This is a genomic window from Mycobacterium sp. 852002-10029_SCH5224772 (assembly GCF_001667315.1).
Classification (GTDB): domain Bacteria; phylum Actinomycetota; class Actinomycetes; order Mycobacteriales; family Mycobacteriaceae; genus Mycobacterium.
The window spans coordinates 22,356-37,407 of the sequence record NZ_LZHT01000044.1; the positions used below are offsets into that span (position 1 = coordinate 22,356).

The 15,052-nt window shown below is 68.4% G+C and carries 13 protein-coding genes; 7 read left to right on the forward strand and 6 right to left on the reverse strand.

The genetic code is table 11. From position 1 onward, the window contains the following. Positions 1 to 47 precede the first annotated feature (47 nt). From glnA (A5775_RS10260) to A5775_RS10285, 6 genes are all read left to right on the forward strand, one after another. Complete coding sequence (gene glnA, locus A5775_RS10260; protein WP_067251496.1) at positions 48 to 1,391, forward strand: type I glutamate--ammonia ligase; 1,344 nt, start codon at positions 48 to 50, stop codon at positions 1,389 to 1,391. 61 nt (positions 1,392 to 1,452) lie between these two features. Beyond that, entirely contained in the window at positions 1,453 to 4,437 is a 2,985-nt protein-coding gene (locus tag A5775_RS10265) for a bifunctional [glutamine synthetase] adenylyltransferase/[glutamine synthetase]-adenylyl-L-tyrosine phosphorylase (RefSeq protein WP_067251499.1), read from the forward strand. Next, positions 4,434 to 5,078: a PaaI family thioesterase gene (locus A5775_RS10270; RefSeq protein WP_082952956.1), complete on the forward strand. Its 645-nt coding sequence runs from the start codon at positions 4,434 to 4,436 to the stop codon at positions 5,076 to 5,078. The genes A5775_RS10265 and A5775_RS10270 overlap by 4 nt, the downstream gene beginning before the upstream one ends. After that, positions 5,075 to 5,935, forward strand: coding sequence for a TIGR03619 family F420-dependent LLM class oxidoreductase (locus tag A5775_RS10275; RefSeq protein WP_067251502.1), 861 nt, complete (start codon positions 5,075 to 5,077; stop codon positions 5,933 to 5,935). Before A5775_RS10270 ends, A5775_RS10275 begins: the two co-directional genes overlap by 4 nt. A 181-nt stretch (positions 5,936 to 6,116) precedes the next feature. After that, on the forward strand, positions 6,117 to 6,503 hold the full coding sequence (locus A5775_RS10280) for a DUF6394 family protein (RefSeq protein ID WP_067251505.1): 387 nt from the start codon (positions 6,117 to 6,119) through the stop codon (positions 6,501 to 6,503). A gap of 3 nt (positions 6,504 to 6,506) precedes the next feature. Next, complete coding sequence (locus A5775_RS10285) at positions 6,507 to 8,246, forward strand: NAD-binding protein (RefSeq protein ID WP_067251508.1); 1,740 nt, start codon at positions 6,507 to 6,509, stop codon at positions 8,244 to 8,246. 124 nt (positions 8,247 to 8,370) lie between these two features. On the opposite strand, the gene glnA (A5775_RS10290) is transcribed toward A5775_RS10285, so the two are convergent. Then, positions 8,371 to 9,807 (reverse strand): type I glutamate--ammonia ligase, encoded by a 1,437-nt coding sequence (gene glnA, locus A5775_RS10290; protein ID WP_067251510.1) that lies wholly within the window; start codon positions 9,805 to 9,807, stop codon positions 8,371 to 8,373. Between the two features lie 245 nt (positions 9,808 to 10,052). Here glnA (A5775_RS10290) and A5775_RS10295 point away from each other — a divergent pair, with 245 nt between their 5' ends. Continuing rightward, positions 10,053 to 10,475, forward strand: a complete 423-nt coding sequence (locus A5775_RS10295; protein WP_067251512.1) for an RDD family protein — start codon at positions 10,053 to 10,055, stop codon at positions 10,473 to 10,475. An 18-nt stretch (positions 10,476 to 10,493) separates the two neighbouring features. Here the strand turns inward: A5775_RS10295 and A5775_RS10300 are convergent, their stop codons facing one another. From A5775_RS10300 to sucB, 5 genes are all read right to left on the reverse strand, one after another. Then, the gene (locus A5775_RS10300) at positions 10,494 to 11,246 is read right to left on the reverse strand and encodes a DUF4191 domain-containing protein (protein WP_067251514.1); all 753 of its coding nucleotides are present in this window, start codon (positions 11,244 to 11,246) and stop codon (positions 10,494 to 10,496) included. 28 nt (positions 11,247 to 11,274) lie between these two features. Further along, entirely contained in the window at positions 11,275 to 12,216 is a 942-nt protein-coding gene (lipA, locus tag A5775_RS10305; RefSeq protein WP_067251516.1) for a lipoyl synthase, read from the reverse strand. Beyond that, on the reverse strand, positions 12,213 to 12,914 hold the full coding sequence (lipB, locus tag A5775_RS10310) for a lipoyl(octanoyl) transferase LipB (protein WP_067251535.1): 702 nt from the start codon (positions 12,912 to 12,914) through the stop codon (positions 12,213 to 12,215). The genes lipA and lipB overlap by 4 nt, the downstream gene beginning before the upstream one ends. 68 nt (positions 12,915 to 12,982) lie before the next feature. Then, complete coding sequence (locus A5775_RS10315) at positions 12,983 to 13,900, reverse strand: TIGR01777 family oxidoreductase (protein ID WP_067251518.1); 918 nt, start codon at positions 13,898 to 13,900, stop codon at positions 12,983 to 12,985. Between the two features lie 8 nt (positions 13,901 to 13,908). Then, positions 13,909 to 15,052: 2-oxoglutarate dehydrogenase, E2 component, dihydrolipoamide succinyltransferase (sucB, locus tag A5775_RS10320; RefSeq protein WP_067251538.1), on the reverse strand; the 1,144-nt coding region annotated here is incomplete at its 5' end.

A 15,052-nucleotide genomic window follows, 5' to 3' on the forward strand; every position in this document is an offset into this window, starting at 1 on the left:
GGGCATCGGTAACACAGACTTAACAGCCGTTGCATACTGTTCGAGTTATGGATCGACAGAAGGAATTCGTGCTCCGCACGCTCGAGGAACGAGACATCCGCTTCGTTCGGCTGTGGTTCACCGATGTGCTCGGGTTCCTCAAGTCGGTCGCGATCGCCCCGGCCGAACTCGAGGGCGCCTTCGAGGAGGGCATCGGCTTCGACGGATCCTCGATCGAGGGCTTCTCGAGGGTCTCGGAATCCGACACCGTCGCCAACCCCGACCCGTCCACCTTCCAGGTGCTGCCGTGGGCCTCGCCCAGCGGCCACCACCACTCGGCGCGGATGTTCTGCGACATCACCATGCCGGACGGCTCGCCGTCCTGGGCGGACCCGCGGCACGTGCTGCGCCGCCAACTGCAGAAGGCCAACGACCTGGGCTTCTCCTGCTACGTGCATCCCGAGATCGAATTCTTCTTGTTGAAGCCCGGTCCCGATGACGGATCGGCGCCCCCCGTTCCCGTCGACAACGCGGGCTACTTCGACCAGGCGGTCCACGACTCCGCGTCCAACTTCCGCCGCCATGCGATCGAGGCGCTGGAGTTCATGGGCATCTCGGTGGAATTCAGCCACCACGAGGGCGCGCCCGGCCAACAGGAGATCGACCTGCGCTTCGCCGACGCCCTGTCGATGGCCGACAACGTGATGACGTTCCGCTACGTCATCAAAGAAGTGGCGATCGAGAACGGCGCCCGCGCGTCCTTCATGCCCAAGCCGTTCGGACAACACCCGGGCTCGGCGATGCACACCCACATGAGCCTGTTCGAGGGCGACGTCAACGCGTTCCACAGCCCCGACGACCCGCTGCAGCTCTCCGACGTAGGCAAGTCCTTCATCGCCGGGATCCTCGAGCACGCCTCGGAGATCAGCGCCGTCACCAACCAATGGGTCAACTCCTACAAGCGACTGGTGGGCGGCGGCGAGGCGCCGACCGCCGCGTCGTGGGGCGCGGCCAACCGCTCCGCACTGGTGCGGGTGCCCATGTACACCCCGCACAAGACGTCGTCACGGCGCGTCGAGGTCCGCAGCCCCGACTCGGCCTGCAACCCGTACCTGACGTTCGCCGTGCTGCTGGCCGCCGGGCTGCGCGGGGTGGAGAAGGGTTACGTGCTGGGGCCGCAGGCCGAGGACAACGTGTGGGACCTGACCCCCGCGGAGCGCCAGGCGATGGGATACCGCGAGCTGCCCACGAGCCTGGACAGCGCGCTTCGCGCCATGGAGTCCTCCGAGCTGGTCGCGGAAACCTTGGGGGAGCACGTCTTTGACTTCTTCCTGCGCAACAAGCGCACCGAGTGGGCGAACTACCGCAGCCACGTCACCCCGTACGAACTCAGCACCTATCTGTCCCTGTAGCGCCATACCCGTTTCGGGACGCGCCGCCCGTGCCTGAACATCGGCTGGTTGCGCTACGGTCGTGGTCGTGACCAAACCCGCGACGCAGCGCCCCCGGCTGCCCAGCGTCGGCCGGCTCGGGTTGGTCGATCCGCAAGCGGCCGAACGCATAGCGCAGCTGGGCTGGCACGAGCATGACGACCAGGCCCACGTCGACCTGCTGTGGTCGCTGTCGCGCGCGGCGGACCCCGACGCCGCCCTGCTCGCCCTGGTTCGGCTGGCCGAGAACCCGGACGCGGGATGGAACGAGCTCAACACCGCCCTGCTCGCCGAACGCCCCCTGCGCGGGCGGCTGTTCAGTGTGCTCGGCGCGTCGCTGGCCCTCGGGGATCACCTGATCGCCCAGCCGCAGTCCTGGAAACTCTTGCGCGGCAACGTCACTCTGCCCACCCACGATCAGCTGTGCACGACGTTCACCGAGTGCGTCGAGCAGGCGCTCGCGGACCCCGGTTCGGCGATGGTGCGGTTGCGCACCCTGTACCGCGATCAGCTGTTGGTGCTGGCCGGACTCGACCTGGCCGCCACGGTGGAGGACGAACCGGTGGTGCCGTTCACCGTCGTCGCCGCCCACCTGTCGGATCTGGCCGACGCCGCGCTCGCGGCCGCGTTGCGGGTGGCCGAGAGCAGCGTGTGCGGCGACAAGACGCCGCCGCGGCTGGCGGTCATCGCGATGGGCAAATGCGGTGCCCGCGAACTGAACTACGTCAGCGACGTCGACGTCATCTTCGTCGCCGAGCAGGCCGACACGGTCACCACCCGGGTGGCCGGCGAGATGATGCGGCTGGCCTCCGAGGCGTTCTTTCAGGTCGACGCCGGGCTGCGACCGGAAGGCCGCAGCGGCGAGCTGGTCCGCACGGTCGAGTCGCACATCGCCTACTACCAGCGGTGGGCGAAAACCTGGGAGTTCCAGGCGCTGCTGAAGGCGCGCGCGGCGGTGGGCGACGTCGAGCTCGGGCAGCGCTACCTGGCGGCGCTGATGCCGATGGTCTGGGTCGCCTGCGAGCGCGAGGACTTCGTGGTCGAGGTGCAGGCGATGCGGCGGCGGGTCGAGCAGCTGGTGCCCGCCGAGGTCCGCGGCCGCGAGATCAAGCTCGGCAGCGGCGGGCTGCGCGACGTCGAATTCGCGGTGCAGCTCCTGCAGTTGGTGCACGGGCGCAGCGACGAGTCGCTGCACGTGGCGTCGACGGTGGACGCGCTGGCCGCGCTCGGCCACGGCGGCTACATCGGCCGCGAGGACGCGGCGAACCTCACCGCGTCTTATGAGTTCCTCCGCCTGCTCGAGCACCGCCTGCAGCTGCAGCGGCTCAAGCGCACACATCTGCTGCCCGAGCCCGACGATGAGGAGGCGGTGCGCTGGCTGGCGCGGGCCGCCCACATCCGGCCCGACGGCCGCCACGACGCGGCCGGGGTGCTGCGCGAGGAGCTGCGGCACCAGAACCTGCGGGTGTCGCAGCTGCACGCCAAGCTCTTCTACCAACCGCTGCTGGAATCGATCGGCCCGGCCGGCCTGGAGATCGCGCATGGCATGACCTCCGAGGCCGCCGAGCGTCAGCTGGCCGCCCTGGGCTACGAGGGCCCGCAGACCGCGCTGAAACACATGTCGGCGCTGGTCAACCTGAGCGGCCGGCGCGGCCGGGTGCAGTCGGTGCTGCTGCCCCGGCTGCTGAACTGGATGTCGTACACACCCGACCCCGATGGCGGGCTGCTGGCCTACCGGCGCCTGTCCGAGGCGCTGTCCGGGGAAAGCTGGTACCTGGCCACGCTGCGCGACCAGCCCGCCGTCGCCCGCCGACTCATGCACGTGCTGGGGACCTCCGCGTACGTGCCCGAGCTGCTGATGCGCGCGCCCCGGGTCATCCAGGACTACGGCGACGGACCGACCGCGCCGCGGCTGCTGGAGGCCGAGCCCGCCGCGGTGGCCCGCGCGCTGGTGGCCTCGGCCAGCCGCTATTCCGACCCGGTGCGCGCGATCGCCGGGGCGCGCACCCTGCGGCGTCGCGAGCTGGCCCGCGTGGCGTCCGCGGACCTGCTCGGCATGCTCGAGGTGGTCGACGTGTGCAGGGCGCTGACGTCGGTGTGGGTGGCGGTGCTGCAGGCCGCGCTGGACGCGATGATCCGGACCAATACCCCCGGGGACGGGCAGGCGCCGGGAGCGCTCGCCGTCATCGGCATGGGCAGGCTGGGCGGCGCCGAACTCGGCTACGGATCCGACGCGGACGTGATGTTCGTCTGCGAACCGGCGCCCGGCGTCGAGGATTCCGTGGCCGTTCGCTGGGCGACGACGGTCGCCGAGCAGGTCCGGACGCTGCTGGGGACCCCCAGCGTCGACCCCCCACTGGAGGTCGACGCCAACCTGCGGCCCGAGGGGCGCAACGGTCCGCTGGTGCGCACCCTGGCTTCCTACGCCGCCTATTACGAGCAATGGGCGCAGCCGTGGGAGGTTCAGGCGCTGCTGCGCGCGCACGCGGTCGCCGGTGACGCAGAGCTGGGACAGCGGTTCCTGTTGATGGCCGACAAGACGCGCTATCCGCCCCACGGGATGTCGTCGGACGCGATGCGCGAGATCCGGCGCATCAAGGCCCGGGTGGAGGCCGAGCGGTTGCCGCGCGGCGCCGATCCCAACACGCACACCAAGCTGGGCCGCGGGGGGCTGGCCGACATCGAATGGACGGTGCAGCTGCTGCAACTACGGCACGCCCACGACAATCCCGCGCTGCACACCACGTCGACGCTGGAGTGTCTGGATGCGATCGCCGCGGCCGACCTGGTCCCGGCGGACGAGGTGGACCTGCTTCGGCAGGCCTGGCTGACCGCCACCCGGGCCCGCAACGCGCTGGTGCTGGTGCGCGGTAAGCCCACCGACCAGCTGCCCGGTCCCGGACGCCAGCTGAACGCGGTCGCGGTGGCCGCGGGCTGGCCGACCGACGAGGGCGGCGAGTTCTTGGACAACTATTTACGGGTGACGCGACGAGCAAAGGCCGTCGTGCGCAAGGTGTTTGGAAGTTGAGTCAGGAGGCCGGCGCGTTGGACGCCATATTCGAGGTGCTCAGCGCGACGGAAGCCGATCGCGTGACCGCGCTGTATGCTCCGTTGGCCGATGCGGTCCGCGAGCTCGTCGACGCGACCATCCGGACCGAGGCCGACGACGACGTCGTCGCCCAGGCGCGATCGGCGATCGAGGCCGTCACCGCGTCCTTGCGGCAGCGGACCCGCCCGATCGGGGTGAGCTACCGCGTCAATGGCCGCCCGCTGCCGTTGGGCAACGCCGCGATCGGGGTGTGCAACCCCATCGCCCCGCCGATCGTCGTGCAGCACGAGGGCGACGGGCGCTGCTGGAGCGAGTTCGTCCTCGGCTCGGCCTACGAGGGGCCGCCCAAGCTGGTGCACGGCGGCGTCAGCGCCCTGGTGCTCGACCACATGCTCGGCGAGGCGGCCAGCGAGGGTTTGTCCAAGGCGCGTTTCACCGGAACGATCACCGTGAAATATCTGCGCGGCACTCCGCTGGGGCCGCTTCGCTGCGAGGCGTGGGTCGATGGCAAGGAGGGGCGCAAAGTCTTTGCGCGCGGCACCATTTCGGATGCCGAGGGCGTCACCGTCGAGGCCGAAGGTGTCTTCATCGAGCCGGCCTGGGCGCAGGACGCGCAGTGAAGTTCTACATCAGCAGCGCCTTTTTGAACACCCGCGAGATCATCGAACTCGCGAAGGCGGCCGACGAACTCGGCTACGACGGGATCGGCATCCCCGACCATGTCGTGAACCTGGAGACCCTGGACACGCCGTACCCGTACACCAAGGACGGGGAACGACGCTGGCAGCCCTTCACCGACTGGCCCGATCCCTGGGTTCTTGTCGGTGCGCTCGCCCAGGTCACCACGCGACTGCGGTTCGTCAACACCGTCTACATTCCCGCGATGCGCAACCCCTACTCGGCGGCCAAAGCCATTGGCACCGCGGCGGTTCTGGCGACTGGCCGGGTGGAACTGGGCATCGGGGTGGGCTGGTGCCGCGAGGAATTCGCGTTGATGGGCGAGCGATTCGAAGCCCGCGGCAAACGCACCGATGAAATCATCGAGCTGATGCGGGCGCTGTGGGCGCCGGGCTGGACGGAGTTCGAGGGCGAGTTCTATTCCGCGCCGCGCCTCGAGATGCAACCCACGCCGCCGCCGATCCCGGTGTACGTCGGTGGCCTGTCCGACATCGCGTTGCGCCGCGCCGCCCGCAACGACGGCTGGATCGGCGATCTGATCAGCACCGAGCGGGCCCTCGATGCCATTGGCCGGCTGCGGGAGATGCGGGCCGAAAAAGGGTTGTCCATGGACGATTTCACCGTCCTCTCGCCGCTGACCGACGCGTTCACCACCGCCGACTATCAGCGCGCGGAGGCCGGCGGCATCACCGGGATCATCACGATGCCATGGATGTTCTACGCCGGGCCCGACGCCAGCCTGGACGACAAGATCGACGGCATGCAGCGCTTCCGCAAGGATTTATCGCTCGACGGCTAGGGCTCCGCGTCTGCTCGCGGCGGGACTGGCTTGTGGTGCTTGCGACGACACGACAAGCTGGTCGACGCGGCGATGCAGTCAGACATGGCCGTCGACGTCCCTGCGTTGATGTCGGAGGCGTACAACGTCGATGGCCCTCAAATTCTGACTCGGCACGAAACGATAGAGCTAGGCTGCCGGTGTGAATCTGGAGAAGGTGGTTTTTGGTTTCTTTGTGATGCTGGCCGCGACCTTGAACTTCGGTTTCTTCGTCGGCGACGTCGGGGATCCCACGCTGCACAACTCCTGGGAGCTCTTCCTTGCTCTTGTCGTCGCTCTCATCACCACGGTCCTGAAGTTCGGTGACCGTACCCAGCTGGGTGCGGTCCACCTCTCGGCCAGCCTCGTCGCGCTGCTCCAGCTCATTGCCGCGGCGGCGATGTGGGTGTTTGCCACCCAGGTGTCCGCCGCCGGACTGGACCGACATGCGACCGCGAGTGTGGTGTCCCTGTCGGGCGGGGCGTTGCTGGCCAATATCGTGTCCGTCACCCTGCTCGTGGTCGAGACCGCGTCGTTCCGGCGCCGGTAGTCGATGTCGAACTTGCTGTACCTGTTTCCGTTTTGGACCCGACGGCGGGTGAAACCGCGGCGCAAGCCGATCCGCGTTCCGACGGCGGTACCGACCACCGATGTGATCTTCCTCTTCATGCGGCGCATGCGGGCGCCGCTGATCGTCGTGATCACGATTTTCAGCATCTGTACCGCCGGGCTGATGTTCATGCCGGGCGTCGACGCGCATGGAAACCCCTACCGGCTGACCGTCTTCGATGCCTTCTACCAGATGACCATCACGTTGACGACGGTCGGCTACAGCGAGCTACCCGGCGCCTTCAGTTACCCGCAGCGGATGTGGCTGTCGCTATCGATTTACCTGGTCGTCGTCAGCTGGGCCTACGCCATCGGGGTCTTCTTCTCGGTGATCCAGGACGTCGCTTTCCGGGATGCGATCGCGGCCCAGCGGTTCCGCCGTCGGGTCCGCCGGATGGTTGAGCCCTTCTTCGTCGTCGCCGGTTACGGAGATGCCGGCCGCACCGTCGGCTCCGAGCTCGACGAACGGCGGCGCCGGTTCGTCGTCATCGACAAGCAGAACGCCAAGGTCCAGTCGGTGATATCCGAGCAGCTGAGTTTTGACGTCCCCGCGGTCGAGGGCGACTGCGCCATACCGTCGATGCTGGGCGTGGCCGGGCTGGCGCATCGCGACTGTGAAGGTGTTCTCGCCCTGACCAACGACGACGACGCAAACCTTGCCGTCGTGATGACGGTATCGCTGCTGCGGCCTGAAGTGCCCGTCCTCGCCCGTTGCACCGACCACCGAATCCAGGCTTGGATGGAGCACTTCTCCCCGGCCGCCGTCATCAACCCCGACGATCGCTTTGGCGACTACCTCGCACTGTCGATCCACCGGCCGGTCAATCATCAGTTGCTGCGCTGGCTGATGGACAACGACGAAGCAGAGTTGCCGCCGGTGGTCGGCGGCCTTGCCGCCGGCCGTTGGGTTGTGTGCGCCGAGGCCGATTTCGGGCACGATCTCGTCAGTAGTCTCGCTGCCATCGGGGTCACCGTGGAACTCGCCGATCCGGCCAGCCGCGAAGTAGACGTCTCGGATGCCGTCGGATTCGTCGCGGGCACCCGCAACGACACCGCCAATATCGCCATAGCCGAGCGGGCTCGGCTCACCAATCCCGACGTCTACCTCGTCGTCCGCCAGCAGACGAGCGTTAACACGGCCCTGCTCGACGCCATGCAGATCGACTCGATATACATCGCGACCGAACTCGTCGCCCGCGAGGTCCTCGCCCGAATTCTCACCCCGGTGTTCTGGAGCTTCGTTGAACATGCCTTCGGGCGCGACGAGCAGTGGGCCACCGAAGTACGTGAGCACGTGCGGGATCGCTGCGGCCGGTGCACACCCGAGCGTGCCGTCATCGCGCTGTCCGCTGCGCAGGCCCCGGCCATCGCGGGCTGGTTACGGCGCGGGCACACCCTGACGATAGGAGACCTCATGCGCCGGCCCGATGACCGCGACGCTGCGCTGCCGCTGGCCGCGCTGGTCCTGGTTCGCGACGGCGAGCCGCGGTTCATGCCGGCCCCGGATACCCCCCTCGCCCTCGACGACCAGGTGCTCCTCGTCGGTGAGCCCGAAGGGTTGTCCCAGGCGCAAGAGATCTGCCACTACCCGGCGACCGTGGAATACCTGGCCACCGGCCAGGACGTCGCCTTGACCTGGGTGTGGGGGTGGCTCACCGCTCGGCACCGCACCAGGACGACCTGAGCCAATCACCGCGGCACAGTGCAGCAATCGCTTGGCGTGCTCTCGCCGCGGGTAACAGCCGAGGCGGCAAAATGCGAAACCACCCGCGCGGCAATCTCCACGCGGGTGGTTTCGTCACGCCGACTTAAACGTCGTAGTACAGCGCGAATTCGTACGGGTGCGGCCGGATCTGGACCGGCATGATCTCGTTCTCGCGCTTGAAGTTGATCCACGTCTCGATCAGGTCGGGCGTGAAAACGCCGCCCTCGGTGAGGTATTCGTGGTCTTCTTCCAACCGGTCGATCACCGCGGACAGCTGCGTGGGCGCCTGCGGGATGTTGGCGGCCTCTTCGGGCGGCAGCTCGTAGAGGTCCTTGTCGACCGGCGCCTGCGGCTCGATCTTGTTCTTGATGCCGTCCAGGCCGGCCATCAGCATGGCCGAGAACGCCAGATACGGGTTGCCCGAGGAGTCGGGGCAGCGGAACTCGAGCCGCTTGGCCTTCGGGTTGGTGCCGGTGATCGGGATCCGGACACACGCCGAGCGGTTGCGCTGGCTGTAGACCAGGTTGATCGGCGCCTCATAGCCGGGCACCAGACGCTTGTAGGAGTTCACCGTCGGGTTGGTGAAGGCCAGCAGCGACGGCGCGTGGTGCAACAAGCCGCCGATGTAGTGCCGCGCGGTGTCCGACAGGCCGGCGTAGCCGGTCTCGTCGTACATCAGCGGGGTGCCGTCTTTCCACAGCGACTGGTGGGTGTGCATGCCGGAGCCGTTGTCGCCGAACAGCGGCTTGGGCATGAACGTGACGGTTTTGCCGTTGGCCCACGCCGTGTTCTTGACGATGTACTTGTAGAGCATCATGTCGTCGGCGGCGTGCAGCAGCGTGTTGAACTTGTAGTTGATCTCGGCCTGGCCGCCGGTGCCCACCTCGTGGTGGCCCTTCTCCAGGCTGAAGCCGGCCGTGATCAGGTTGGTCAGCATCTTGTCGCGCAGGTCGACGTAGTGGTCGACGGGGGCGACGGGGAAGTAGCCGCCCTTGGGGCGCACCTTGTAGCCGCGGTTGGGGCTGCCGTCGAGCTCGTTCGGCGAGCCGGTGTTCCACCACCCCGAGATCGCGTCGATCTCGTAGAACGAGCCGTTGGTGCGCGAGTCGAAGCTCACCGAGTCGAAGATGTAGAACTCGGCCTCGGCGCCGAAGTACGCGGTGTCGGCCACGCCGGTGCTGATCAGGTAGTTCTCGGCCTTACGCGCGATGTTGCGGGGGTCGCGCGAATACGGCTCGAGGGTGAAGGGGTCATGGACGAAGAAGTTGAGGTTCAGCGTCTTGGCTTCGCGGAAGAGATCGATCTGCATCGTCGCCGGGTCGGGCAGGAGCAACATGTCCGATTCGTGAATGGACTGGAATCCGCGAATCGACGAGCCGTCGAAAGCCAAGCCGTCTTCAAAAACGCTCTCGTCGAAAAACGAAATCGGAATGGTGAAGTGCTGCATGATGCCGGGCAAATCACAGAACCGCACGTCGACAAACTCGACGTTCTCGTCCTTCGCGAGTTTGAAGACGTCGTCGGGCGTCGTTTCCGTCACAGAGTGCTCCTTTACTTGGTGAGATCCGCGGCCTGACGCTAGGGAGCAGATGTTGCCCGTCAGTCAACCCGATGTTGCGCGCACGTTACGTGACCCATGCCACACGCAAAAAGTGGCCGCTTGGGCGGCGGGTTCTATTGTGGGGCCATGGATCGCAAGATCGTATCTTTTCTGGTCGCGGAGCGCACCGCCCGCCCATCGTATAGTGCCCACCCGTCAATTTATCCGGACCCCGGTCCGGGGCGATGATGCCGGAATCGCGATCCACATATCCCGGGGAAAAGCTGGGATTGCCCGAGAATGGGCCGGGCTCGCTCGCGCGGATGGGACGCCGGCTCGGCGCGCTGACGATCGACTGGCTGATTGCGTTGGGCCTGGCGGCGCTGGCCATGCGGTTCGGGTTGTTCCCGCAAGCGGCGCTGGCCACCGCCGAGATGGTGATCTGGTTCCTGCTCGGCGTCGTTTCGCTGCGCTTGTTCGGCTTCACGCCCGGCCAGCTGGCGCTGGGTCTGCGGGTGGTGACGGTGGACGGTCGCGGGCTGGTCGGCACGGGCCGCGCGGTGGTGCGCGGCCTGCTCGTCGGGACGGTGGTCCCGGCGCTGTTCACCGACTGGGACGGTCGCGGGCTGCAGGACCGCCTGACCGCGACGGCCGTGGTACGGCGCTGAGCGGGCTGAGGATCAGCGCTACTTGCGGCGCACGGTGCGCTGTACGCCGCGCATCTTGCCCGCGTTGGGCAGCGGCCCCTTGGGCACGACGGCTGCCCCGGCTCGCGTCCCGAGCGCGGCCAACCGGGACTCCAGCGTGTCCATCTGCTTGACGGTGATATTGGCCGGCAACCGGGTGAGGTGGCGCTCCAGCTTGGCCAGGGGGACCTCGTCCTCGCCGTTGCCGACGATGATGTCGTAGATCGGCACATCCCCGATCAGGCGGGCGGTGCGCTTCTTCTCCTGCGCCAGCAGCGGCCGCACCCGGGTCGCCGACCCCTCGCCGACCAGGATCACGCCCGGCCGGCCGATGACCCGGTGCACGGCGTCGAAGTGGCCGGTCGCGGCCACCCCCGGGGTCACCCGCCACTTGCCGCGCAGGTTGTCCAATGCCCATGCCGCCGCCCCGGTTTGGCCTTCGGCCTTTCGGTAGACGGACTTCTGGGCGCGACGTCCGAAGAGGATGAAGGCGACCAGCGCGCCCAGCACCACGCCGAGCGGGATCAAGGTGATCATCGTCATCCCGCCGGCCCACAGGCCGACCCCCACCGAGATGCCCACGATCAGCACGAAGGCCCCGATCATGTACGGCAGCAGACGCTTGTCTTCCTTGCGCTGGAGGTTGAACGCCTGCCACAACTGGGTGCGGCGCTCCCGCGCGGCGGCCTTGCGGGCAGCCTGCGCTTGTGCTCTGGCGGCCTTGTTCTCAGCGGCAGTGCGGGATTTAGCCATAGTCAAAGAATACGTAGGGCCGCGGTGACTACCGCGCCGCGGCATCCGAGGCGCGGGCGGCGGCGGCTTGCTGGTAGAGCCGTCCCGCGCGATAGGACGAGCGCACCAGCGGTCCGGCCAGCACCCCGGCGAAGCCGAGCTGTTCGGCGTGCCGCGCAAACTCGACGAACTCCTCCGGCTTCACCCAGCGCTCGACGGGGTGGTGACGCGCCGACGGGCGCAGGTATTGGGTGATGGTGATGATGTCGCAGCCGGCGTCACGCAGGTCGGCCAGGGCGGTGCGCACCTCGTCGGGGGTTTCGCCCAGGCCGAGGATGAGGTTGCTCTTGGTGACCAGCCCGAAGTCGCGCGCCGCGGTGAGCACCTCCAGGCTGCGCTGGTAGGTGAAGGCGGGCCGGATGCGCTTGAAGATGCGCGGCACCGTTTCGACGTTGTGCGCCAACACTTCCGGGCGTGTTTCGAACACCTCGGCAAGCCGGTCGGGCTCGCCGTTGAAGTCGGGGATCAACAACTCGACGCCGGTCGACGGGTTGAGCTCTTTGATCGCGCGGACCGTCTCCGCGTACAGCCAGGCCCCGCCGTCGGGCAGGTCGTCGCGGGCCACCCCGGTGACCGTGGCGTAGCGCAGCCCCATCGTGCGGACACTGTCGGCCACCCGCCGCGGCTCGTCGCGGTCCAGCTTTGTGGGCTTTCCGGTGTCGATCTGGCAGAAGTCGCAGCGACGGGTGCACTGGTCACCGCCGATCAGGAAGGTGGCCTCACGGTCCTCCCAGCATTCAAAGATGTTGGGGCAGCCGGCCTCTTCGCAGACCGTGTGCAGCCCCTCGCGCCGGACCAGGTTCTTCAGTTCGGTGTATTCCGGCCCCATCCGGGCTCGCACCCTGATCCAGGGCGGCTTGCGCTCGATGGGGGTCTCGGCGTTGCGCACCTCCAGACGCAGTAATCGGCGGCCTTCGGGTGCGACAGTCACATCGCTGATGTTACGCGCGCCGCGCCGCCGTGCTCGCGCACCGGCAGCACCCCGTCCAGGGCGTCGCAGACGGCGTCGGCGACGGTCATGCGAATGTCGTCGACGGTCACCGGGCGGCGCAATTCGGCCGACAGCGACGTCACGCCGGCGTCGCTGATGCCGCACGGCACGATGGCGCTGAAGGCGCCCAAGTCACAATCACAGTTGAGCGCGAACCCGTGCAGGGTGGTCGCCCGCGATACCCGCACGCCGATGGCGGCGACCTTGCGGTCGGGCCGGCCGTCGGTACCCGGCACCCACACCCCGGACCGGCCCGGGACGCGGACGGTATCCAGGCCCAGATCGGCGCACACCTTGATCAGCGCTTCCTCCAGCCGCCGCACGTAGTTGACGACGTCGAGCGGTTCGGCCAGGCCGATGATCGGATACCCGACCAACTGGCCGGGACCGTGCCAGGTGACCTTGCCGCCGCGGTCGGTGTCGACGACGGAAGTGCCGTCGGTCGGCCGCTCGTGCGGCTCGGTGCGCCGCCCCGCGGTGTAGACCGCGGGGTGCTCCAGCAGCAGCATCGTGTCGCTGCCACCCGCGACCCGGGCGTCGGCCAGGTCGCGCTGCTGTTGCCAGGCCACGCGGTAGTCGACGGTTCCGAGCTCGCGGACGTCGATCAAGGACTGGCTGGACCGGATGGAATCGATCACGTTCGCGACGGTACTCGGCCTGCGCGCGCCGGGCCCAATCGGTCCGGGCGCGGTTGTCGCGATCACAGCTAGTCGTGCTCGCGCGGGGCGGTGGCGTAGCCGAGCGCCTCGCCAATGGTGTTGTGGTGGAACACAAAACCGGCGCGCTCCAGCGCCGACGGGATGGCGCGCTGCCCCGTCAGCAGGCCTTCGTCGGCGAACTCACCCAGCGCGGCCCGGACGGCGAAGCCGGGCATCATCAACGGCGTCGGACGGTTGACCGCCCGCCCGAACGCCGTGGTGAATTCGGCGTTGGTGACCGGCGCCGGCCCGGTCATGTTCACCGGGCCGGAGAGTTCGGGGTTCGACATCGCGAACAGCAGCGCCCGCACCTCGTCTTCCAGCGTGATCCACGACATGTACTGCCGCCCGCTGCCCAGCCGCGCCCCCAGCCCCGTCCGGAACAGCGGCCGCAACCGCGCCAGCGCGCCACCCGAGGGGGAGAACACCAGCCCGGTGCGGGCCAGCACCACCCGGGCGCCACCGTATTGGGCCGGCAGGGTGGCCGCTTCCCAGTCCTCGCACAGGCGGGCCAGGAAACCGCTTCCGGCACGGTCGTTTTCGTCGACCACGCGGTCCTTGGTGTTTCCGTAGAAACCCACCGCGCTGGCGTTGATCAGGGTCGCCACCCCGGCGTCGGCGACGGCGTGCGCCAGGACCTCGGTGGGGGCGATGCGGCTGTCCCGCAGGCTCTGCTTGAAGGCGCCCGACCACCGCCGCTTGCCGATGTTGACGCCGCACAGGTTGACGACGGCGTCGACGTCGCTCAGCGTGTCGGGGTCGAGGTCACCGCTCTCGGGGTTCCAGTGCACCTCGTCGGCGTTCCCCGGTGCCCGGCGCACGATGCGCAGCACCCGGTGATCGGCGGCGCGCAGGGCCGCCGCGAGCGCGGAGCCGATCAGGCCGGACGAACCCGCGATCGCGACGACGAACTTCTGACCAGCCACGTTCGCGCTCAGAGCCCGAGGTCGGCCTCGAACGCTCCCTCTTCGAGTCGGTGCTTGATGGTGGTCAGGAAGCGCCCGGCGTCCGCGCCGTCGATGAGCCGGTGGTCATAGGTCAGCGGCAGGTAGCAGATCGAGCGGACACCGATCGATTCGTTGCCGGTGTCGTCGACCACCACCCGTGGGCGTTTGACGATCGCGCCGGTGCCCAACATCGCGGCCTGCGGCGGAACCAGGATCGGGGTGTCGAACAGCGCGCCCTGACTGCCGATGTTGGTGATCGTGAAGGTGCCGCCGGATAACTCGTCGGGTTTGAGGTTGCCCGACCGGGCGCGGGCGGCGATGTCGGCGATCGCCCTGGCCAGCCCGGCCAGCGACAGGTCGCCGGCGTTGTGCACGACGGGGGAGAGCAGTCCCTGTTCGGTGTCGACCGCGAAGCCGAGGTGCTCGGCGTCGTAGTAGGTGATCTCCTTGGTTTCCTCGTTGTAGCTCGCGTTCACGTTGGGGTGGGTCTTGAGGGCGTCGATCACCGCCCGGGCGATGAACGGCAGGAAGGTCAGGTTCACGCCTTCGCGCTCGGCGAACGCCGCCTTGGCCCTGGCCCGCAACCCGACCAGCCGGGTCATGTCGACCTCGTGGGTCTGGGTGAGTTGGGCTGTGGCCTGCAAAGATTCGCGGGTCTTGTTGGCCGTGATCTGACGGATCCGGCTGGCCTTCTGGGTGGTGCCCCGCAGGTTGGCCAGCGCCGGCGCCGGAGTGGGCGCGGGAGCGGCCTTGCGGCCCTCGGCCGCCGCGGGGGCCGGCGCGGCCGCGGGGGTTTTGTCCGCCTGCTGCGTGCGCTCGGCGGCCGCCAGCACGTCTTGCTTGCGGATGCGACCGCCCACCCCGGTGCCGGTGATCGAGGTCAGGTCGATGTTGTTCTCGGCGGCCAGCTTTCGCACCAGTGGCGTCACATAGGGGGTACCGTCGCCGCCCGAGTCCGCCGCCGGCCGGGCCTGTGCCGCTGGGGCTTTCGGCTCCGGTTGTGGCTTCGGCTGCGGTGCGGGGGGCGGCGTGGGTTCGGGCTTCGGCTGCGCCTGGGGCTGGTGTTCTCCCCCTCGGGTGGCGCGCTGGCGCGGTTGCGGCCGCTGTTCCGGACGGGGCTGGGGGCGCGGC